The organism is Demequina zhanjiangensis (assembly GCF_030418315.1).
Classification (GTDB): domain Bacteria; phylum Actinomycetota; class Actinomycetes; order Actinomycetales; family Demequinaceae; genus Demequina; species Demequina zhanjiangensis.
This window is the reverse complement of record NZ_JAUHPV010000007.1, coordinates 60,685-81,921: the sequence shown is the minus strand read 5'-3', so window position 1 is coordinate 81,921 and position 21,237 is coordinate 60,685. Positions and strand designations below refer to the sequence as shown.

Genomic DNA, 21,237 nt, shown 5'->3' with positions numbered 1-21,237 from the left:
CGCTGACAGCCGGATGCGGGACGCGCGGCCATCGGGGTGGGCCGTACCGACGCGTGACGGATCACCCCTGACACCTTGGGACAATGGACCTCATGACCGACTCCACGCAGCCTGAAGGCGCGCCCGCGCGCGCCCAGGACGAGGGCAGCGCGGAGTCCCCGGGCCGACGCGGTTCAGGCGGTCGCGGCCGACGCCGGGGTCACGGCTCGGGTCGCGGGAACGGCTCGGGTCGCGGGCGCGGCCAAGGGGCGCCTCGCCAGCCCCGCGTGAGCATCGCAGCCCTCGCCGCCGCCGCGGAGAAGCGCGCCGCGGTCGAGCTGCCGCCGATCACCTACCCCGCGGAGCTCCCTGTGAGCGCGCGCCGCGAGGACATCGCCGCCGCGATCCGGGACAACCAGGTCGTGATCGTCGCCGGCGAGACGGGCTCAGGCAAGACGACGCAGCTTCCCAAGATCTGCCTCGAGCTCGGTCGCGGGCGCGCGGGCCAGATCGGCCATACCCAGCCGCGCCGCATCGCCGCCCGCTCGGTCGCGGAGCGCATCGCCGAGGAGATCGGCACGACGCTCGGCGGGATCGTCGGCTACCAGGTGCGCTTCACCGACGAGTCCTCGCCGGAGACGCTCGTGCGCGTCATGACGGACGGCGTCCTGCTGGCGCAGATCCAGCGCGACCCGGAGCTGCGCGCCTACGACACCCTCATCATCGACGAGGCCCACGAGCGCAGCCTCAACATCGACTTCCTGCTCGGCTACCTCACGAACCTGCTGCCGCGTCGCCCCGACCTCAAGGTCATCATCACGTCGGCCACGATCGACTCGCAGCGCTTCGCCCGCCACTTCGCGCCCGGCGGCCCGCTCCCCTACGAGCCTCCCGCTGACCTGGACGACGCGACCGCCACCCCTGCGTCGTCCCTTCCCCAGGACACGGACGACGCCCCCACGGCCCCCGTGGTGGAGGTCACCGGCCGCACGTACCCGGTCGAGATCCTGTACCGGCCGCTCGAAGGAGAGACGAAGGGCGACGAGAAGGACCTGGTGACGGGCATCGTCGACGCGTGCGACGAGCTCATGACATGGGGCGATGGCGACATCCTCGTGTTCCTGTCCGGCGAGCGGGAGATCCGCGACGCGGCCGACGCGCTCGAGGGCCACTACGGCGACCGCGTGCGCAATCCGCGCCACCCGAGGCGCATCGAGGTGCTGCCGCTGTACAGCCGCCTCACGGCCGCCGAACAGCATCGCGTGTTCGAACGCCACACGGCCCGGCGCATCGTGCTGTCCACGAACGTCGCCGAGACGTCGCTCACGGTCCCCGGCATCCACTACGTCGTGGACCCGGGCACCGCCCGCATCTCGCGCTACTCCAAGGCCACGAAGGTGCAGCGGCTGCCGATCGAGCCGATCTCGCAGGCGAGCGCCAACCAGCGTTCGGGCCGCGCGGGACGCCTGGCCGACGGCATCGCGATCCGGCTGTACTCGCAGGAGGACTTCGAGTCGCGGCCGCGCTTCACCGAGCCGGAGATCCTGCGCACGTCGCTCGCGTCCGTCCTGCTCCAGATGATCAGCGTCGGTGTGGTGGCCTCTCCGGAGGACATGGCGTCGTTCCCCTTCGTCGAGCCGCCGGACACCCGCGCCATCCGGGACGGCATGAACCTGCTCGCGGAGCTGGGCGCCATCACTCAGCGCGACGGCGGCACCCGGCTCACCGACGTGGGCCGCGCGCTCGCACGCCTGCCCATGGACCCGCGCCAGGCCCGCATGATCGTGGAGGCCGCGAAGCACGGCGTCGCGCACGAGGTCGCAGTGATCGCCGCGGCGATGTCCATCCAGGACCCTCGCGAGCGCCCGAGCGAGAACCGCGAGGCCGCCGACCTGATGCACCGGCGCTTCGCCGACCCCTCGTCGGACCTGCTCTCCTACCTGAATCTGTGGGAGCACCTCCGCGAGCGCCGACGCGAGCTGTCCGGCAGCGCGTTCCGTCGCCTGGTCAAGGCCGAGCACCTCCACTACCTGCGCGTGCGCGAGTGGCAGGACGTGGTCCAGCAGATCCGCGAGGCCGCCAAGCCGCTCGGCATCCAGATGCAGTCGGGCAAGCCCAAGCGCGTCACCGTCGACGGTGACGAGAAGGCCACCGGCGCCCTCCGCCACCTCTGGAACGAGGAGGCGATCCACCGCTCGGTGCTCGCCGGTCTGCTGTCCCAGATCGGCATGCAGGAGACGATCGACGTCAAGGCCTCGGACTTCACCCACCTCACCGGGGACAAGCGGCAGGCGGCGATCCGCAAGGCCCGCAAGCGCGCATCGAACGAGTATCTGGGCTCGCGCGGGGTCCGGTTCGCCATCAACCCCGGCTCGCCGCTGTCCAAGAAGCCGCCCGAGTTCGTGATGGCGGCCGAGATCGTCGAGACGAACCGGCTGTGGGCGCGCGACGTCGCGAGCATCAAGCCCGAATGGGCCGAGGAGCTCGCGGGCGAGCTCGCCAAGCACACCTACTCCGACCCGCACTGGTCCACCAAGCAGGGCGCCGCGATGGCGCACGAGAAGGTGCTGCTGTACGGCGTGCCGATCATCTCCGACCGCACGATCCTCTGGGGGCGCATCCGCCCCGCCGAGGCACGCGAGATGTTCGTGCGGCACGCGCTCGTGCAGGGCGAGTGGACCACGCACCACCGCTTCTGGAAGGACAACCAGCGCCTGCTCGATGAGCTCGCCGACGTCGAGGCACGCTCCCGCACGCGCGGCCTGATCGCGGACGACGAGACCCTCTTCGACTTCTACGACGAGCGCATCCCCGACTCGGTCGTGAGCGCCAGGCACTTCGACCGCTGGTGGAAGGACGCCTCCCGCGCCACCCCTGACCTGCTCACGCTGCGCCGCGAGGACCTGCTCCCGCCCGAGGCCGACGTGGACCCCGACCAGTTCCCCGACTCGTGGCCCCAGGGCGAACTGGCACTGCCGCTCCAGTACGCGTTCGAACCCGGAGCCCTGCACGACGGCGTCACGGTGCGCATCCCGCTCACCCTCCTCCCCCGCGTGGTCCCCGACGGCTTCGACTGGCTCGTGCCTGGACTGCTCGACGAGCTGGCGACCGAGACGGTACGCGCCCTGCCCAAGGCGATCCGCCGGAGGCTCGTGCCCGCGCCCGACACCGCACGCGACGTCGTCGCCTGGCTCCGGCGCGAGACCCCCGCATGGGAGGACATGGCGCGCGCCGGGGACATGGCCGAGTCCTTCCGCGACGCGTTCACCCGCGCGATCAAGGCGACCAAGGACGTCGACATCCCCGACGACGCGTGGCTCGAGGTCGACGGTCGTCTTCCGTCACATCTGCGGGTCACCTTCGAAGCCGTCGAGGGCAAGCGCACGGTGTCCTCGTCCACGGACCTGATCGCCCTCCAGCGCGAGCTCGCACCCAAGACCGAGGCCGCCGTCCGACGCGCAGTCGCCCAGCCCCGCCCGTCGTCCCGGGACCGCAAGGGCGGGCAGCCATCGAAGCCGAGCCCCGCGGACCTCACGCCGGCCGTGCCGACCACCCTGCCCGAGCAGGAGGGCCTCACCGCGTGGCCGACGCTCCCCGGAGGCACGCTTCCCGACCACGTCGAGGGTGTCGTGGGCGGAGTCGCCGTGCGCGGGTATCCCGCGATCGTGGCGGAGAAGGGCCGCACGGCGTCGCTCCGGATCCTGCCCGACGCGGCCGCACGCGACGCTGCGCACCCGGCGGGCATCCGTCGCCTGCTCGTCAACGACATCGGGCTGCAGACGGCGCGCGTCACGTCACGCTGGAACTCGCAGGAATCGCTCCTGCTCGCCTCCGCGCCCTACCGCTCGACCGACGCGCTCGTCGACGACCTGCAGCTCGCCGCCGTCACCGCGCTCACGACTCGCGGCGCCGACACTGGCATCGACGCCGCGCAGGTCACCGGCGCCGACACCTACGCGAAGGCCCGCACGCTCCTGCGGGAACGGCTCGAGGACGAGGTCCACGCGATCGTCGCCAGGACCCTCCCCGTGCTGCAGGCCGCCCGCGACCTCGACTCCGCCGTACGCGCCTCCACCTCGATGGCGCTGCTCGGGGTCCTGTCAGAGCTGCGCGCACAGTCCGCCGAGCTCGTCTCCGACGGCTTCCTGCGCCGCACCCCGCCCGAGCGCCTGCGACATCTCACCCGCTACCTCAAGGCGGCCAAGGTCCGGCTCGAGAAGGCGGCCGGTGCGTCGGCCCGGGACACCGAGCTCGCCTGGAAGGTGCGCGAGATCGGGGACGAGTACCAGAGCGTGCGCACGGCGGTGGAGTCAGGGCGCCCCGACCCCGAGAGGACGGCACGGCTCGACGAGGTCCGGTGGATGCTCGAGGAGTACCGGGTCTCACTCTTCGCCCAGCAGCTCGGCACGGACGGCCCCGTGTCTGACAAGCGCATCCGCAAGGCGCTTGCCGAGATCCGCTAGCGTCTGAACCATCAGGCCGTTCGCCGCGTCCCCCGCCGCCGGCCACGCATCGAGGAGCGACATGAACGACACCACTCCCACCTGGCTCGTCTGGATCGAGCGGGCGCTCGCGGTCGCCGCGCTCATGGTCGTGGGGTGGGTGCTCCTCACGGAGAGCGGTGGGATCCTCCACAGCCACCCTGCCTACGCCGTGCTGCTCGCGATCACCGTCGGGGGCGCCCTCACGGTCGGGATCTGGTCTCTGCTGAGCCGTCGCGGCCGCGCGGGTTGGCGGCGGGCGATCCGCATCCTCGGCGCGGTCGCCGGAGCAGGCTGGATCTTCCTGATCGCATGGCTGTGCCCATTCTCGGCCGACGAGCCCGCGCTCGACGCCATGCGGTCCAACCCCCTGGTCGCCGTCGAGGAGTCCTCCACCCTCATCACCTTCACGCCCACGGGCGAGACGTCCGACGTGGGGCTCGTCTTCCAGCCCGGCGCGCGCGTCGACCCGCGCGCCTACGCCGCAGTGCTGCGGCCGCTCGCCGAGGCGGGCCACCCCGTCGTCATCGTGAAGCAGCCGCTCGGCATCGCGTTCCTCGCCACGAACGGCTACTCGCTGGCCGTCGGCTCCGGAGTGGAGGCCACCCAGTGGGCGATCGGCGGCCACTCCCTGGGCGGCACGGTCGCGGCACTGGAGGCGGAGGCCGTGGCCGACGGCGGAGAGAGCCTGATGCTCGCGAACGGCACCGAGGCGACGGGCCTGGGGCTGCTCCTCTTCGCGTCCTACCCCGCGGGCGACATGAGCGACTACTCGGGTTCAGTCCTGTCGATCTCCGGTTCGGAGGACGGGCTCGCGACGCCGGACTCGATCATGGCCTCGGTGGACGACCTCCCGGGCACCACCTCGTTCGTGGTGATCCAGGGCGGCAATCACGCCCAGTTCGGCTCCTACGGCAACCAGCCCGGCGACGGCGCCTCCCAGATCACCGACGAGGAGGCGCAGGAGCAGATCTCCGAGCACGCCCTCGACTGGCTGACCAGGCTCACGCCTCAGGACGGCTGAGGGATCGTCAGGCGCCGATCGTCTTGACGGCGTCCTGATGCCAGACGTGCTCGTCGAGGTAGGCATCGCCGAAGGGCACGTAGCCAAGGCGGAGATAGAACGGCATCGCCTGCCGCTGGGCGCTGACCTCCACGCGCACCGTGCCGTCCACTCCGAAGCGCTCGAGCGCCACGGCCTCCAGGAGCTCCATGAGCGCGACCCCCACGCCACGTCCTCGCGCCTCGGAGACCACCGCCACGCGGCCGATGTGCGGGGCGTCCGCACTCATCCCGCCGATCCCGCCGTCCACGCCGTGCGACGAGTCGCTGCCCGGCGCCACGAGACGAGCAGTACCCAGCACCGCGCCGTCCATATCCACGCACAGCGCGTGCACGGTCCGAGCATCGTCGTCGATCGCGTCCCGCTCGCCGTCGGCATCGAAGCCCTGCTCGTCCACGAACACGCGCAGGCGCACCGCGATGGCCTTGTCGAGATCCGCCGCGCTCTCCACCGTGTGCACGCGCAGCTCAGCCACGCAGACGCTCCAGCGCCGTCGCGAGATCCTCCGGGTACTCGGAGGACACACGCACCTCACCGCCGCGCGTGGGGTGCTCGAATGCGAGCTCGTGGGCGTGCAGCCACTGACGGGACAGCCCGAGCCGCTTGGCCAGCACAGGATCGGCGCCATAGGTGAGATCGCCGACGAGCGGATGCCTCATCGCCTGCATGTGCACCCGGATCTGGTGCGTGCGGCCCGTCTCCAGGTGGATCTCGAGCAGCGAGGCCGAGGGGAACATCTCGAGCACCTCGTAGTGCGTCACCGACGGCTTGCCGCCCTCGACGACTGCGAACTTCCAGTCCGAGCTGGGATGCCTGCCGATGGGCGCGTCGATCGTCCCGGAGGTGGGATCGAGGTGGCCCTGCGCGATCGCGTGGTAGATCTTCTCCACGGTGCGCTCCTTGAAGGCACGCTTGAGGCTGCTGTAGGCGGTCACCGACTTGGCGACCACCATGAGGCCCGAGGTGCCCACGTCCAGACGGTGGACGATGCCCTTGCGCTCAGCGGGGCCGGCGTCGGCGAGGGTGACCCCGGCCGAGGCGAGCGCGCCGACCACCGTGGGCCCGGTCCAGCCGGGCGACGGGTGCGCCGCGACGCCGACGGGCTTGTCGACGACCACCAGGTCCTCGTCCTCGTAGACGATCGTGAGGCCGCCAGGGATCTCAGGCTCGGGCGCGGCCTCGCGCTCGTCAGGGATCGTCACCGCGAGCACGCCGTCGGTCAGGCGATCCGACTTGCCGAGGATCCGGCCGTCAAGGATCGCTGCCCCGGACTCGAGGAGCTCTGCAGCCTTGGTGCGGGAGAGCCCGAGCATGCGCGACAGGGCGGCGTCGGCGCGCTCCCCCACCACGCCGTCCGGCACCGGCAGGTAGCGGGTGTCAGACACCGTCGGAGGACCCTTCAACGACCGTATCGTGCGGCTTGGAGGACGGGGCGAGCAGGTGGTGGCCTCGCAGGCCCGCCAGGACCGCCCACACGGCGGCGCCCACGATCGCGATATCCGCGACGTTCCCGATGAAGAAGTCCGCGTAGTTGATGAAGTCGACCACGTGGCCCTGGCCGAAGGACGGCTCACGGAACATGCGGTCGATCAGGTTGCCGATCGCGCCACCGAGGCCGAGCCCCAGCAGCACCGCAGACCACGTCGCGGCCGCACGGCGCCCGTACCAGAGGATGCCGATCGTCATCGCGAGCGCGACGATCGTGAGGATCCACGTGGTCGAGTTGCCGAACGAGAATGCGGCACCGGAGTTGAAGACGAGCTTCCAGGAGAGCAGGTCACCGACGAGAGGGTGGTCGACACCCGGCTCGAGCGCGGACAGCGCCCACTGCTTGGTGGCCTGATCGACGGCCACCGTGAGAACAGCGGCCAGCCAGAAGGCTGGCCGCCAGCTCAACGACGCTCCTCGCGCTGCTTGCAGACGACGCAGTGCGTGGCACGCGGGAACGCCTGCAGGCGCGCCTTGCCGATGCCGTTGCCGCACACCTGGCAGGCGCCGTAGGTGCCGGCCTTCACGCGACGCAGCGCGTCCACGCTCTGCTCGAGCATGTCGCGCGTGTTGTTCACGATCGACATCTCCTGCTCGCGCTCGAGAGCGGTCGAGCCCGCGTCGGCCTGATCGTCACCTGCGCCGTCGGAGGTGTGCAGAAGGTCGTCGAGCTCGGTCTCCGTGTCGCGGAACTCCTCGAGCAGGCGGGCGACGTCGGCGTTCAGAAGGACGACGATGTCCCTCAGCTCCGAGATCTTCCAGGGCTCGTCGCCCTCCCGCACCGGCATCGACTTCACTGCGGCGGGCTTGAGGTCCGCCGGATCGATCTCGATGATCGTCACATCCGTGCTGGTCATGACACACCTCTTCTCGGTAGTGACGCGAGAGTAGTCCGGTTTCGCGTCTCAGGCAAAGCGCGACGCGCCATGTCAGCCGTCGGCGTACATCCTCGCATGGCGAACACTCCTCGGGGCGCAGCCGTCGCCGACGCGACAAGGGCCGGGCGAACTCGCCCGGCCCTTGTCGATCGCTGTGCGGTCAGCGGTTCTCGTCTCGCGGCGTCACATCGCCGAAGATCGAGCGGATGTCGTAGATGTCCGACTTGGGCTGCGCCTCGTCCTCTGCCTCGGGGCTCTCACCCGACGGGGCCGAGCCCTGCGCCGGCTCCTGCTGCTGCGGCACCGCCGAGGTGGTCGGCGCCCACATGGGCGTCGCCTGCGTCGTGGGCGCCTCGTAGCGGGGCGGCTCGGTGTAGGCAGGTGCCTCGGGCTCCGGAGCGGACTGCTCCTCCGGTGCGGGGCTGAACTGCGGCGTGTACGGCGAGGCGACCTGCGGTGCGGTCGAGAACAGCGACGGCCGTGCGGGGGCGGACGGCGCCTCCTCCGCTGCAGGTGCGGACTCAGGCTCGCTCTCCGAGGCCGCCACGGGCTCCTCCGGCGCCGCGAACATCCGCGGCTGGTAGGGCGCGGGCTGCTCGGGACGCTCAGCGGGCTGCTCGAACGCCTGGAACGGCTCAGGCTCCGCTGCTGCGGGCTCGGGCTCCGGCTCGGGCTGGGTCTCGGCTGCCGGCTCGAACTGACCGAAGTCGGTCGCGGCGGGCGAGTACTCCGCCGCGGCGGGCGTGTACTCCGAAGGCGCTGCGCCGAACTCCGACGCCGGCTCGGGCTCGCCCGCCGGCTCGGCCTCGACCTCGGGCTCCGCCGGGAACGTGGGCATCGCGGCCGACCAGGCGGGCGCGGCGTCCTCGGCAGCCACGGGCTCGGGCTCGGGCTCGGCCTCCACGACCGGCTCCTCCTCCTGAACCTCGGCCGCCTCGTCGGCGACCGGCGTGTCCTCGACGCTCTCCTCTGCCTCAGCCTCGGTCTCGTCCTCGTACGGCACCGTGTCCTCGCCGACGCCGACGGCGCCCTCGAGGCCACCGGCAGCGGCGACTGCGGCGATGCTGCCCGTGCTCGGGAACGCGGGGCCGGACGCGGGCGCACCTGACGGCGCCGCTCCGTGATCGAGGTCTCCGAGGAGGTTCTCGAGGTAGGTCTTGAGGCGCGCCCGGTAGTCGCGCTCGAAACGGCGCAGGTCGTCGATCTTGCGCTCGACGGACGAGCGCTCAAGCGCGAGCTGGTCCATGCGGGTCGAGGCGTCCGACTCGGCGTGACGCATCAGCTCGTCGGCCTTCGCACGCGCCTCATCGATGATGCGGTCGCGCTCCTCCTCGCCGGCCTTGACGTACTCGTCCTGCAGCTTCTGAGCCATGGCCACCATCTCGGTGCCGCCAGGCTGGTTGGGATCGGTGGCCGCCTCGAGAAGCGAACCGGGCTGACCGGCGGGCGCGGCAGCCACCGCACCTCCGGAGGCCTGCACTGCCGCGAGCCGCTGAGCGAGGTCGTCACGCTCCGCGGTCAGGACGGAGATGGTGTGGGCCACCTCGTCGAGGAAGTCGTCGACCTCGTCCTGGTCGAAGCCCTCGCGGTACTTGGTCTTGGAGAACGCCTTGTTCAGCACGTCCTCTGCTGTCAGCAAAGCCATTGCTCACCACCTCGCTGCGCCCGGACAAACCGGGCGTGTCGTTTCAGTCACTCTACTCACTTACGTATCGGCCTGCACTTGAGCGCGCAGGCCGTCCCCCTTCTACCCCAGCGCGCTGGCGAGCATCGCCAGGAGCGCATTCAGGAAGTAGACGACGAAGAACAGGATGATCACGGCCAGGTCGAAGCGGATCTGACCGATCGTCAGCGGCGGGATCACCGAGCGCAGCAGACGGATCGGCGGATCGGTGACGCTGTACACGGATTCCACGATGACAAGGCTGATGCCTGAGGGGCGCCAGTCGCGCGCCAGCACCTGGACCCAGCTCAGCACGACGCGTGCCAGCAATGCCAGGAAGAACAGGAAGACGACGAACTGAAGCAGGCCGATGACGAAGCTCACGCGACGAGCCTAACTGACGTCCGGAGCCGTTCCTGCACCGCTGGGCGCAGGGTCAGGCCTGGTCGTAGAAGGTCTGCTGGGACTCGTGCGGCTCCTCGTCGATGCCGATCTCCACGTGGGCGGGCGACAGGAGGAACACCGACGTGGTCACGCGCTCGATGGAACCGTGCAGGCCGAAGGAGAGGCCTGCGGAGAAGTCGACAAGACGCTTCGCGTCCGCGTCGGACATCTCGGTGAGGTTCATGATGACCGGCACGCCCTCGCGGAAGGCCTCGCCGATCAGGCGTGCGTCGCTGTACGAGCGCGGCTTGATGGTCTGGATGCGTCGCAGGTCCTGCGGCGACACGGGGCGCGGCTCGCGGTGGGCGGCACGCACCGAGCCGGTCTGCGGGCCGCTGCGGCGCGCCGCCTGCTCGCGCGCCTCAGACACGTCGTGCAGGTTCGTCACCGGGGCGAGCTCGTCCTCGGCGTAGTCGTAGTCCTCGTGGTCGCTCACGTCGAATCCGAGGTACTGGATCGCCTTGCGCAGTGCGCTCATCGGCGTGCCCCTCTCCCCTGCTGGTGGTCCTTGCTCATCGGTGTCAACGGTAGGTCTCCGAATCGCGGCGCGGCGGGACCGACACGCCGACCGGGCCCTCGCACACGATCACCCCTGCGTGGCGGCCCGTGGGCGCGTGGCGTCGATGGGAGAACCAGCGCTCGTCCTCGAGCGTGCAGGCGCGGTGCCTGACGATCGGATCGATGCCGAGCTCGGCGAGGCGCGTCTCGATGGCCCTCGGGATGTCGAGCGACGGCGTTCCCCAGCGCGTCGACGAGACAGCGACGGGATGGCGCGCCCCCACGCGTGCCCGCATGTCCGCGGGCACCTCGTAGCAGCTCCCGCAGATCGCTGGTCCGATGGCCGCGGAGATGCCCGCCGTGCCGACCCGCGACGGACGCAGGTCGAGCATCGCCGCGACGGCCGCGTCGACCGCTCCCTTGAAGAGCCCCTCACGGCCTGCATGGACGGCGGCCACCGCGCCGGTCATGGGGTCGTGAAGGAGGAACGGTACGCAGTCCGCGGCGATCGCCGCGAGGGCGACGCCTGGTGTGGTGGTGAGCAGGATGTCGGCGACCGGCGGCGAGTCCGTGGGCGCATCGATCCTCGCGACCCGGACGCCGTGCTCCGCCGCGAGGAAGGTGACAGGCGCGCCTGCCTGCTCCGACACGAGCGCGCGGTTGCGTGCGACGGCCTCGGGAGAGTCACCCACGTGCCCCGCGACGTTCAGACTCGCGAAGTCGCCGACGGACGTGCCGCCTGATCGCTCGGTGAAGAACGCTCTGACGGGCAGGCCCGCGTCGAGCAACAGCGGCTACCGCAGGAAGTCGGGGACGTCGAGCTCGTCGACGGCGGCGACCTTCGGCTTCACCTCGATCGCGTCGGTCGTGGGCTCGGCCTCCTCCGCGTCGATGGCGGTGGGGATGGCCGGGACCTCGACAGGCGCCGACACCGGCTCCGCGGCGACGGCTGCGGGGGCCGGGACGGACCCTTCGAAGCCTCCGAGCGCGTTGTCATGCTGGCGGAACGGCGGGGCTCCGCCGTCGAAGCCCGCCGCGATCACGGTGATGCGCAGCTCGTCGCCGAGCGAGTCGTCGATCACCGTGCCGAAGATGATGTTCGCCTCGGCGTGGGCGGCCTCACGCACCAGGCGGGCGGCGGACTCGACCTCCTTGATGCCGAGGTTCGAACCACCCGAGATCGACAGCAGCACGCCGTGCGCGCCCTCGATCGAGGCCTCGAGCAGCGGCGAGGAGATCGCGCCCTCGGCGGCCTCGAGCGCCCTGTTGTCGCCGCGCGCGGAGGCGACGCCCATGAGGGCGGTGCCCGCCCCCTGCATGACGGACTTCACGTCGTTGAAGTCGACGTTGATCAGACCGGGGGTCGTGATGAGGTCGGTGATGCCCTGGACGCCGCCCTGGAGGACCTGGTCGGCCGCCGCGAACGCACCCAGGACGCTCAGCTGCGCGTCAGAGATGTCGAGCAGTCGGTCGTTCGGGATGACGATGAGGGTGTCGACCTCCTGACGGAGCGACATGATGCCGTTCTCCGCCTGGTCGGCGCGGCGTCGGCCCTCGAAGCCGAAGGGGCGCGTGACGACGCCGACGGTGAGCGCGCCCAGGTTGCGGGCGATCTTGGCGACGACGGGCGCGCCGCCGGTGCCGGTGCCGCCGCCCTCGCCTGCGGTCACGAAGACCATGTCGGCGCCCTTGAGCGCCTCGGTGATCTCGTCCTCGTGGTCCTCGGCGGCCTGGCGTCCGACCTCAGGGTCGGCGCCGGCGCCGAGGCCGCGCGTGAGCTCTCGCCCGATGTCGAGCTTCACGTCCGCATCGGACATGAGCAGCGCCTGAGCGTCGGTGTTGATCGCGATGAACTCTGCACCCTTGAGGCCGACGTCGATCATGCGGTTGACGGCGTTGACGCCACCTCCGCCGACTCCGACGACCTTGATGTTGGTGATGTAGTTCTGCGGTGCGGCCATGGGTGCCTCCCCTAAACATTAACCTTCAACTTGAGGGTTATAGTTATGTCAAGTTGATCCACGTCGAAGGTACGTCCCCACGCGTCATCACGACCGTAGGCGACACGCGTGTCGCGCCGATCGGCTCTCCACCGATCCGGCTTGTCAGTTCGACCGCGTGATCGGCAACGTGGGCGCCGACACGTCGATCACGTCTGCGGACGAGGCCTCGCTCGAGTCGAGAAGCACCGCGAGCACCTGCGCCTTCGTCGCAGAGTCCTCCACACCGCCCCACTCGACCAGCGGCCCATCTCGAAGCGTGAAGCTCACCGAATCGGCCGTCCTCGCCTCGATCCCCTCGACCTCGGCGCGCAGCTCCACGGGAAGCTCGTCGATCACGCCCAGCACCGCCTGCAGCACCGCCTCGCCGTCCTCCCCCAACGGGACGGTCACCACGGGAAGCGCGTCCGGCGCCTCCTCGACGATCCCCACCGTCACCGCCTCGTCATCGACGATCGCGAAGCCCTCGTCCGCCTGCGGCACGGCCGCCACCGGCTCACGCGTCACGAGGGAGATGCGAAGCGTCGACGGCCACAGCCGCTCCACCCGCGCATCGGCCACGCCGGAGATCTCCTTCAAACCGTCCACGAGCCCGCTCACGTCGAGCAGCACGAGCGATTCGCCCTCGTGCTCCGCCACCACGGCATCCACCGCAGCAGGGTCGACGTAGGTGCCGAGGCCAGAGATCTCCGCCTCACCCGCATCGAACCGCAGCAGCGGCGACATCGCCACCGCCCACAGCACGAGCAGCCCCGCCGCGGCGATCGCCCCGCGCGTGCCCCACCGACGCCACAGCCGCCGGCGCTCGACCGAGCGCTTCTCCGCGAGACGCTCCTGCATCCGCAGGGTCACCCGATCAGCGGCCTTCGCCTCGGTGCGATGCCACACCGACGGATCGACCGCAGGCTCCACCGTGGCCTCCGGGCGCGTCGCGACGGACTCGGCCTCGTCCACCTTCGAAGCGTCCGTCGTCTCGACGGCGCCCCCACGCCTCTCCCCTGTCCGCGCCTCGGAGGAGGTGACCGCCGTGCGAGCTCCTCCACGCTCCGCCTCGGGCCCACGTCCGCGCACCTCCCGCGGGGCGACGCTCGCCGGCGTCGCTCCAGGCCGCCGGGCGCCAGGGGCCGGCGGGCGCCCCTTCGCCGCTGACGGACGAGGCGGGACCGAGGGCCGCTCAGGCATGTGCGAGACCGCCCTCGCCCTTCCGCAGCGCGTCGAGGATCCAGCCAGCGGCCTGGGTCACGGGTCCGGACCCGACCGTGAGCACCAGGTCACCAGGACGCGCGAGACGCGCAGCCTCGGCCGCCGCGTCGGCGAGGTCGGGAACCAGGTGCAGCGTCGAGCTCTCTGGCATCGAGGTCGCGTCAGCGATCAGCTGGGAGGACACCCCCGGGATCGGGTCCTCACGGTCGCCGTGCACCTCGGTCAGGACCACGTCCGCGTCCGCGACGGACAGCGCCCTGCCGAACCCCTCGGCGTGCAGCTGCGTGCGCGTGAAGAGGGCAGGCTGGAAGAGCACCACGAGGTGCCCGGCTCCCGCGCTGCGCGCTCCCGCAAGCATCGCCGCGACCTCGGTCGGATGATGCGCGTAGTCATCGACCACGCGGATGCCGTCCACCTCGCCGCGCTGCTCGAAACGTCGTCCCGTGCCTCCGAAGGTCGACACCGCCGCAGCGGCCCGCGACGGATCCGCGCCCATGTGCACGGCGCATGCCCACGCCGCGGCCGCGTTGAGCCGCTGATGCATTCCAGGCAGCGCAGGGGCGATCGGGAACGCGACGCCCTCGCGCACGAGCGCGTCGGCGGTCACCTTCACATCCGCATCATCCGCGACGCCGTAGCCGACGACAGTGCGGCCCTCGGCCCGCAGCCGATCCGCGATGCCTCTGACCACAGGGTCGTCCACGCACGCCACCAGGAGCTCCGCGCCCCGGGCGAAGTCCTCGAACGCCTGATGAAGGGCCTCCACGGTGCCGTGGTGGTCCAGATGATCGGGCTCGATGTTCAGGATCACCGCGGCCTCGGTGCGGTACCGGAGGAACGAGCCATCCGACTCGTCGGCCTCGACCACCCCGATCCCGCTCGCGCCCGCGTAGCCACCGGCGACCGCACCTTCGATGCCCAGCACCCGTGCGCCCACCGCATAGCTCGCGTCGATCCCGCACGCATGCAGGAGGTGCGCCGTCAGGGCTGAGGTGGTGGTCTTCCCGTGCGAGCCCGCGACCGAGACGAGCCTCTGCCCGTCGAGCGCTCGCGCGAGCGCCTCCGACCGGTGCACGACCGGGATCCCCAGCTCTCGGGCGCGCATCAGCTCCACATTCGAGTCGCGCACCGCGGTCGAGATCACCACGGCAGCCGCGCCCTCGACGAGCGCGGGGTCGTGGCCGATGCGCACATCCATGCCTGCCGCCTTCAGCGCCAGGAAGTAGGCGCTCTCCTTGGCGTCGGAGCCTGAGACGTCCACGCCCGTTGCGGCGGTCAGCCGCGCCACGGCGGACATGCCCGACCCGCCGACGCCGATGAAGTGGATGCGGTCCGTCACGGCTGCTCCTCTCCTGTCAGCTGGTGCTCCACCAGGTCCGCAAGCCTCGCGGAGCCGTTCGCGATGCCCACGCGTCGCGCCGCGACTCGCATGCGCGCTGGCGCCTCGCGGTCAAGCAGCATCCGCTCCGCCGCCATCTCGATCGACGCCGGGTTCAGGTCCTCGTCCCGGATCATGGTCGCCGCGCCCGCGTCGACGGCGGGGCCGGCATTCAGGCCCTGCTCGCCGTTGCCGTGCGGGAGCGGGACGTACAGCGCGGGGATGCCGAGCGCGGTCAGCTCGCAGACCATGCCCGCGCCGGAGCGCGCCACGACTGCGCCGGCTGCCGAGAGCATCGACGCCATGTCGTGCGCATACTCCTCCACCACGTACATGCCGCGATGCGCCGCAGGAAGGTCGCCCTTCGCCCGCAGCGCCTCGTCGGCCTTGCCCTTGCCGGTCAGGTGGATCACGTGGACGCCGTGCGCCGTCAGCCTGGCCGCGGCGCCGGCCGTCGCCGTGTTGAGGCTCGCCGCTCCCGAGGAGCCGCCTGTCACGAGCAGGACGGGCGTCTCCGGAGCCCAGCCCAGCTTCATGCGTGCGAGCGCCTGCGCCTCGGCCCGCGAGTCGTCGTGCGCCAGCCGCTCCGCGAGCTCACCGATCTCGGCGCGCAGCGGCAGGCCCGTCACCACGGCACCCTTGAGCGGGGTCCCGGGGAACGTGGTCGCGACCGCGGCCGCCCAGCGCGCTCCGAGCCTGTTCGCGAGGCCGGGACGCATGTTGCCCTCGTGGACCACGACCGGCAGGCGCTTGCGTCGCGCCGCCAGGTAGGCGGGCGTCGAGGCGTATCCGCCGAAGCCGATGACAGCCTTCGCGCCGATCGCGTCGATCGCGTCCGACGCCGCGTCGACGGCGCGCTTGAGGTTCGCCGGCAGGCGCAGAAGGTCGCCCGAGGGGCGTCGAGGCATCGGCACCTTCGGCACGGTGAAGAGCTCGAGCCCCGCGCGGGGCACCAGGTCCGTCTCCAGGCCTTCGGCAGTGCCGAGCGCCGCGGGCGCATGGCCTCGCGCGGTCAGCTCGGCCGCGGTGGCGAGCAGCGGATTGACGTGGCCGGCGGTACCACCGCCGGCCAGCAGGAGGGGTTCACCCACGACGCCCCCTTGAGACGACTGCGATGGAGCGCTTGATCATGGACGGTCGGGCGGCGAACGCCTCCTGGGCGCCGGGTTCTCGGCGAGCGAAGGCCATCAGCACGCCCAGGGCGGCGAGCGAGGCGATGAGGGAGGACCCGCCGGAGGACACGAGCGGGAGCGGCACGCCGAACACCGGCAGGAGTCCGAGCACGACCGCGATGTTGATGAACGCCTGCCCGACGATCCATGCGCCGAGCGCCGCGGAGGTGATCTGGACGAACGGGTCGCGGTGGCGGTGCACGAGTCGCATCACCGCGACGAGGATCATGCCGAAGGCGATCAGGATCATCAGGGTGCCGATCAGGCCCCACTCCTCACCGACGATCGCGAAGATGTAGTCGTTGTCCGAGGCGGGCAGGTAGCCCCACTTGCCTCGGCTCTGACCGGGCCCGAGCCCCCACAGCCCGCCCGAGGCGAGCGAGTACAGGCCCTGCGTCTGCTGCATGCAGTCGGCCTGCGCATCGCAGGTGTCCGCGAGCCACACGTTGATGCGCGCGGTGCGCGACTCGCCCTGGAACAGCAGCACGACGGCGCCGAGCGCGCCGACGATCCCCGCGAGCCCGAAGAAGCGTGCGGGAAGGCCCGCCACCCAGTACGCACCCGCCGCGATCATGGCGATGACGATCGCGGTGCCCATGTCGTGGCCGAGCAGCACGAGTCCCAGCACCGCCGCCACGGCGATGCCACCGGGCACGAGCGCCGCCTTGAGGCTGGTCAGCTGGTGCCTCATCTGTGACAGCACGAGCCCGAGGAACAGCGCGAGCCCCAGCTTCGCGAGCTCGGAGGGCTGCAGCGAGAAGCCTGCGATGCGGATCCAGTTCCTGTTTCCGCCCACCGCGACTCCTGCGAGCGCGACCATGACGAGCAGCACGAGCGATCCGTAGAAAGCGAGCGGCGTCATGCGCTTCCACCACTTGATCGGCATCCGCGATCCGAGGATGAGCGCCGCGAGGCCCACCACGAGCGCGGCGAACTGGACGAGGAACAGGGCCCAGGGGTTGCCGCCGGTCGAGCGGATCGACGCGATCGAGGAGCTCGACAGCACGACCGCGAGTCCGATGAGGATGAGGATCGTGGTCGCTGCCGCCAACAGGTAGTAGGTGGTGACCGGGGATCCCTGGGGCGCGGGTGCGGCCTTGCGACGGCCTGCCGTCTGGGTCACATCCACCTCCCCTCGGCGCCGGGCGCCTATTCCAGTGACCTCGCCTGCTCGGCGAAGGCTTCTCCTCGGTCTGCGTAGCTGGCGAACTGGTCGAACGATGCGCACGCCGGAGACAGCAGCACCGTGTCCCCCGCGACGGCGAGCGACCGGGCCGATGCGACAGCCCTCGCCATCACAGTGTCCCCCGGCTCCACGCGGGTCACGGGTATATCGGGCGCGTGTCCCTGGAGGGCGCTCAGGAGCGGTGCGGGATCCTCACCGATCAGGACCACCGCCTTGACGCGGTCGCGCACGGCCTGGACGAGCGCCGAGAACTCCTGGCCCTTCGGCTGTCCTCCGGCGATCCAGACGACGCTTCCCTGGGCCATGCCTCCGAACGCGGCGATCGCGGCATGCGCGTTGGTCGCCTTCGAGTCGTCCACATACGAGACCCCGTCGATCTCTCGCACGAACGCCGTCCGATGCTTGTCGAGCGCGAATCCGCGAAGCCCCTCGCCGACGGCCTCGGGTGCGACGCCGACGGCACGCGCGAGCGCCGCTGCTGCGAGTGCGTTGGTCACGAGGTACGGCGGCACGCTGCCGGCGACGAGGTGCGCGAGGTCGGAGACGTGCCCCAGCTCCGCCGCCTCGCGGCGTCGGTCGGCCACGAAGGCACGATCGGCGAGGATGCCCTCGACGACCCCGAGCTGGGAGGGCGCAGGCGATCCGAGCGCGACGCCCACTGCGCGGCACCCCTCGACGACCTCGGCCTCCTCGACCATCGACTCCACGAGCGCGTCGGCCGCGGGATAGACGCATGCGACCTGCACGTGGCGGTACACGCGGGCCTTCGCCTCCCGGTACGCCTCGAGGGTGCCGTGCCAGTCGGTGTGGTCGTCGTCGGCGTTGAGGCACACCGCCGCGTGCGGCGAGAGCGTCTCCGTGAAGTGGAGCTGGAGGCTGGCGATCTCCACGGCGACGAGGTCGTGCTCCTCGCGTCCTGCGGTGATCACGGGGATGCCCATGTTGCCGCACACGGCCACATCCATGCCGCCGGCCTCGGCGATCGCGCCCACCATCTGCGTGGTGGTGGTCTTGCCGTTCGTGCCGGTCACCAGCACCCACGGGACGCCCTCCCTGCGCACTCGCCAGGCGAACTCCATCTCGGACCAGATCGGCAGGCCCGCCTCCTGGCAGGCCACGATCGCCGACGAGTGCGGCGCGAAGGCGGCGGAGGCCATCACGACGTCGAACTCGGCGAGATCCAGCTCGGATACGTCGCGGTGATCGGCCTTGCCGTTCGCATCGACCGTCACCGCGTGGGCGCCGTCCTCACGGCACGCGCGCAACGCCGACGTCCCCGCGACGCCGACGCCGAGGATCAGCACCCTCAGGCCGGCGATGCTCACAGGCTCGCCACCCATTCGGCGTAGAAGATGCCCACGCCGATCGCGGCGCACAGGCCCGCGATGATCCAGAACCTGACCACGATCGTGACCTCGTTCCACCCCATCAGCTCGAAGTGGTGGTGGAGCGGCGCCATCTTGAAGATGCGTTTGCCTCCGCTGATCTTGAACCAGCCGATCTGCAGCACGGACGAGAGGACCACGATGACGAAGAGCCCGCCGATGATGAGGCCCAGGAACTCGGTCCGCGAGACGATCGTGATGCCCGCGATCGCGCCACCCAGCGCGAGCGAGCCGGTGTCGCCCATGAAGATGCGTGCAGGCGAGGTGTTCCACCACAGGAAGCCGAAGCAGGCGCCCGCGATGGCCGAGGCGAGGATCGCGAGGTCTAGCGGGTCGCGTACCTCGTAGCAGAGCGTGCTGTCATCGCTGAGGCGGCAGTTCTGCTGGAGCTGCCAGATCGCGACGATCACGTACGAGCCGAAGAAGATCAGGGACGCGCCGGTCGCAAGTCCGTCGAGACCGTCGGTGAGGTTCACCGCGTTCGACCAGGCGGTGATGAGGAAGTTCGCCCAGATGACGAAGGCGATGACCGACAGGGCGGGACCCAGGATCGCCAGGTCGATCGATGTGTCGCGCAGGAAGGAGATCGCGGTCGAGGCAGGCGTGATCCCCTGGGCGTTGGGGAACTGGAGCACCATGACGGCGAAGGCGATGCCGACGACGCCCTGGCCCAGGATCTTCCACCTGGCGCGCAGACCGAGCGAGCGCTCCTGCGAGATCTTGATCGCGTCGTCCAGGAAGCCGACGAAGCCGAGGCCCACCAGGAGGAACACGACCAGCATCGAGGAGGCGTCAGGCGCGCGCCCGATGAAGGCGTTGCCGCCGAGCCAGCCCAGCAGCGTCGCGAGGATGATGACGACGCCACCCATGGTGGGCGTACCGCGCTTCACATGGTGCGAGGCAGGTCCGTCCTGACGGATGAACTGCCCGTACGCGCGTCTGGTCAGGTAGCGGATGAACAGCGGCGTCCCCAGGAGGGATACCAGCAGCGCGAGCCCGCCTGCGGCGACTACCGCCCTCATGCACTCTCCTCCAGAAGGTCGTCGGCGAGCCTCCACAGGCCGGAGCCCTGCGAAGCCTTCACCAGCACGGTGTCCCCCGGCCTCAGCATCTCTGCGAGCACCGCGCGCGCCTCGTCAATCGTAGCGGCGTAGCCGGCCTCATCGCCCCAGGAGCCCTCGCGCACCGCGGACACGTAGGCGGGACGAGCACCTTCACCGACCACCAGCAGGTGGTCCAGGCGCAGGCGCACCGCGTCGAGCCCGATCTCCTCGTGGGCCGCGACAGAGGCCTCGCCCATCTCGCGCATCTCGCCCACCACGGCGATCGAGCGTCCGCCCTGCGCGACCTCCTTGAGCGCGCGCAGCGCTGCCCTCATCGACTCGGGGCTCGCGTTGTAGGCGTCGTCGAGGATCCGCACCCCGTCGGCCCGCTCCGTCAGCGCCATGCGGTGAGGGCTCAGCGGGCCCGCGGCCTCGAGCAAGGACGCGATCTGGTCGAGCGGCATGCCGCAGACCGAGGCGACGGAGGCGGCCGCGAGAGCGTTCGTGGCATGGTGCGCGCCGATGAGCCTCAACGTGAGCTCGGGCCCGCCGAGCTCAGGATCCGAGGCGCGCAGCGTGAAACGGGCCCGGCCGTGATCGAGCTCGAGCCCGACGGCGGCGAGGTCGAGCGAGGGGCCCTGCCCTTCAAGTCCGAACAGGCGCACCCGACGGCCGTCCTCGCCGAGCGACGCACGGCTCGCCATGGACAGCACCCGCGGGTCGTCTGCATTGAGGATCGCAGTGCCTCCGGGAACGAGCCCGTCGAGCAGGGACGCCTTCTCCTCCGCGAGCGCGTCGGGCGACCCGTAGCCGCCCAGGTGCGCCGTGCCGACGGTGAGGACGACTGCGATGTCGAGCGGGGCGATGCGGGTGAGATAGGAGAGGTCGCCAGGGGCGCTCGCCCCCATCTCAAGCACGAGGTGGCGCGTCGAGTCGTCGGCACGAAGCACCGTGAGCGGCAGGCCGATCTCGTTGTTGTAGCTGCCGACGGGCGCGACCACGTCGGGCAGGATCTGCGCCAGCAGGTCCTTGGTGGAGGTCTTGCCGTTGGAGCCAGTGATACCCACGACGGTGAGGTCGCCCTCGGCGCGCAGGAGCGCGAGGTAGGCGCGTGCGAGCGCCCCGAGCGCCGTCTGGACGTCGTCCACCAGGATGTGCGGCGCTGCCACCGGACGTGAGACCAGGCTCACGACTGCGCCTGCCTCCACGGCGTCGGCCACATAGTCGTGCCCGTCCACCCGCTCTCCGATGAATGCCGCGTACAGCGCACCGTGTGTGATCTGGCGCGTGTCCTTCTCGACCGAGGTGATCCTCGTGTCGACCTCCGCCACGAGCTCTCCCCCGACGGCGTTCGCGACCCACTGCGCTGTCACGGG

18 protein-coding genes are annotated in these 21,237 nt (G+C 70.9%); 2 read left to right on the top strand and 16 right to left on the bottom strand.

The window, feature by feature from the left end; genetic code table 11:
* Positions 1-92: 92 nt before the first annotated feature.
* Positions 93-4,442, top strand: a complete 4,350-nt coding sequence (gene hrpA / locus QQX04_RS11830) for an ATP-dependent RNA helicase HrpA (protein WP_301129454.1) — start codon at positions 93-95, stop codon at positions 4,440-4,442.
* 61 nt (positions 4,443-4,503) lie between these two features.
* The gene (locus QQX04_RS11825; RefSeq protein WP_301129452.1) at positions 4,504-5,484 is read left to right on the top strand and encodes an alpha/beta hydrolase; all 981 of its coding nucleotides are present in this window, start codon (positions 4,504-4,506) and stop codon (positions 5,482-5,484) included.
* A gap of 7 nt (positions 5,485-5,491) precedes the next feature.
* On the opposite strand, the gene QQX04_RS11820 is transcribed toward QQX04_RS11825, so the two are convergent.
* The 16 genes from QQX04_RS11820 to QQX04_RS11745 all read right to left on the bottom strand — a co-directional run bounded on the left by QQX04_RS11820 (position 5,492) and on the right by QQX04_RS11745 (position 21,234).
* Positions 5,492-5,998 (bottom strand): GNAT family N-acetyltransferase, encoded by a 507-nt coding sequence (locus tag QQX04_RS11820; protein ID WP_301129450.1) that lies wholly within the window; start codon positions 5,996-5,998, stop codon positions 5,492-5,494.
* On the bottom strand, positions 5,991-6,908 hold the full coding sequence (locus tag QQX04_RS11815; protein WP_301129448.1) for an RluA family pseudouridine synthase: 918 nt from the start codon (positions 6,906-6,908) through the stop codon (positions 5,991-5,993). Before QQX04_RS11815 ends, QQX04_RS11820 begins: the two co-directional genes overlap by 8 nt.
* Positions 6,901-7,419, bottom strand: coding sequence for a signal peptidase II (lspA, locus tag QQX04_RS11810; RefSeq protein WP_301129446.1), 519 nt, complete (start codon positions 7,417-7,419; stop codon positions 6,901-6,903). The genes QQX04_RS11815 and lspA overlap by 8 nt, the downstream gene beginning before the upstream one ends.
* On the bottom strand, positions 7,416-7,868 hold the full coding sequence (locus tag QQX04_RS11805) for a TraR/DksA family transcriptional regulator (RefSeq protein ID WP_301129444.1): 453 nt from the start codon (positions 7,866-7,868) through the stop codon (positions 7,416-7,418). The genes lspA and QQX04_RS11805 overlap by 4 nt, the downstream gene beginning before the upstream one ends.
* Positions 7,869-8,049: 181 nt before the next feature.
* Positions 8,050-9,534 (bottom strand): DivIVA domain-containing protein, encoded by a 1,485-nt coding sequence (locus QQX04_RS11800; RefSeq protein ID WP_301129443.1) that lies wholly within the window; start codon positions 9,532-9,534, stop codon positions 8,050-8,052.
* 102 nt (positions 9,535-9,636) lie between these two features.
* A complete protein-coding gene (locus tag QQX04_RS11795) occupies positions 9,637-9,936 on the bottom strand; it encodes a YggT family protein (protein ID WP_301129438.1) in 300 nt (99 codons plus the stop codon).
* Positions 9,937-9,988: 52 nt separating this feature from the next.
* Positions 9,989-10,474 (bottom strand): cell division protein SepF, encoded by a 486-nt coding sequence (locus QQX04_RS11790; RefSeq protein ID WP_301129436.1) that lies wholly within the window; start codon positions 10,472-10,474, stop codon positions 9,989-9,991.
* A gap of 43 nt (positions 10,475-10,517) precedes the next feature.
* Positions 10,518-11,282 (bottom strand): purine nucleoside phosphorylase YfiH/LACC1 family protein, encoded by a 765-nt coding sequence (locus QQX04_RS11785; protein ID WP_301129430.1) that lies wholly within the window; start codon positions 11,280-11,282, stop codon positions 10,518-10,520.
* A gap of 6 nt (positions 11,283-11,288) precedes the next feature.
* Entirely contained in the window at positions 11,289-12,455 is a 1,167-nt protein-coding gene (ftsZ, locus tag QQX04_RS11780; protein WP_301129429.1) for a cell division protein FtsZ, read from the bottom strand.
* A 144-nt stretch (positions 12,456-12,599) separates the two neighbouring features.
* Positions 12,600-13,448: a cell division protein FtsQ/DivIB gene (locus QQX04_RS11775; protein WP_301129427.1), complete on the bottom strand. Its 849-nt coding sequence runs from the start codon at positions 13,446-13,448 to the stop codon at positions 12,600-12,602.
* 220 nt (positions 13,449-13,668) lie between these two features.
* Positions 13,669-15,036 carry a UDP-N-acetylmuramate--L-alanine ligase gene (gene murC / locus QQX04_RS11770; RefSeq protein WP_301129425.1) on the bottom strand — a complete coding sequence of 456 codons (1,368 nt, stop codon included), beginning with the start codon at positions 15,034-15,036 and terminating at the stop codon, positions 13,669-13,671.
* Positions 15,033-16,166, bottom strand: coding sequence for a UDP-N-acetylglucosamine--N-acetylmuramyl-(pentapeptide) pyrophosphoryl-undecaprenol N-acetylglucosamine transferase (locus tag QQX04_RS11765; RefSeq protein WP_301129423.1), 1,134 nt, complete (start codon positions 16,164-16,166; stop codon positions 15,033-15,035). Before QQX04_RS11765 ends, murC begins: the two co-directional genes overlap by 4 nt.
* Entirely contained in the window at positions 16,159-17,370 is a 1,212-nt protein-coding gene (locus QQX04_RS11760; RefSeq protein ID WP_301129422.1) for an FtsW/RodA/SpoVE family cell cycle protein, read from the bottom strand. Before QQX04_RS11760 ends, QQX04_RS11765 begins: the two co-directional genes overlap by 8 nt.
* A 26-nt stretch (positions 17,371-17,396) precedes the next feature.
* A complete protein-coding gene (murD, locus tag QQX04_RS11755) occupies positions 17,397-18,758 on the bottom strand; it encodes a UDP-N-acetylmuramoyl-L-alanine--D-glutamate ligase (RefSeq protein ID WP_301129420.1) in 1,362 nt (453 codons plus the stop codon).
* Complete coding sequence (gene mraY / locus QQX04_RS11750) at positions 18,755-19,840, bottom strand: phospho-N-acetylmuramoyl-pentapeptide-transferase (RefSeq protein ID WP_301129418.1); 1,086 nt, start codon at positions 19,838-19,840, stop codon at positions 18,755-18,757. Before mraY ends, murD begins: the two co-directional genes overlap by 4 nt.
* Complete coding sequence (locus tag QQX04_RS11745) at positions 19,837-21,234, bottom strand: UDP-N-acetylmuramoyl-tripeptide--D-alanyl-D-alanine ligase (RefSeq protein WP_367312960.1); 1,398 nt, start codon at positions 21,232-21,234, stop codon at positions 19,837-19,839. Before QQX04_RS11745 ends, mraY begins: the two co-directional genes overlap by 4 nt.
* Positions 21,235-21,237: the final 3 nt, after the last annotated feature.

Bases quoted from the DNA above. Each gene is read 5' to 3' on its own strand.
- hrpA (WP_301129454.1), top strand. From the start codon at position 93: ATGACCGACTCCACGCAGCCTGAAGGCGCGCCCGCGCGCGCCCAGGAC.
- QQX04_RS11825 (WP_301129452.1), top strand. From the start codon at position 4,504: ATGAACGACACCACTCCCACCTGGCTCGTCTGGATCGAGCGGGCGCTC.
- QQX04_RS11805 (WP_301129444.1), bottom strand. From the start codon at position 7,868: ATGACCAGCACGGATGTGACGATCATCGAGATCGATCCGGCGGACCTC.
- QQX04_RS11800 (WP_301129443.1), bottom strand. From the start codon at position 9,534: ATGGCTTTGCTGACAGCAGAGGACGTGCTGAACAAGGCGTTCTCCAAG.
- QQX04_RS11790 (WP_301129436.1), bottom strand. From the start codon at position 10,474: ATGAGCGCACTGCGCAAGGCGATCCAGTACCTCGGATTCGACGTGAGC.
- ftsZ (WP_301129429.1), bottom strand. From the start codon at position 12,455: ATGGCCGCACCGCAGAACTACATCACCAACATCAAGGTCGTCGGAGTC.
- mraY (WP_301129418.1), bottom strand. From the start codon at position 19,840: ATGAGGGCGGTAGTCGCCGCAGGCGGGCTCGCGCTGCTGGTATCCCTC.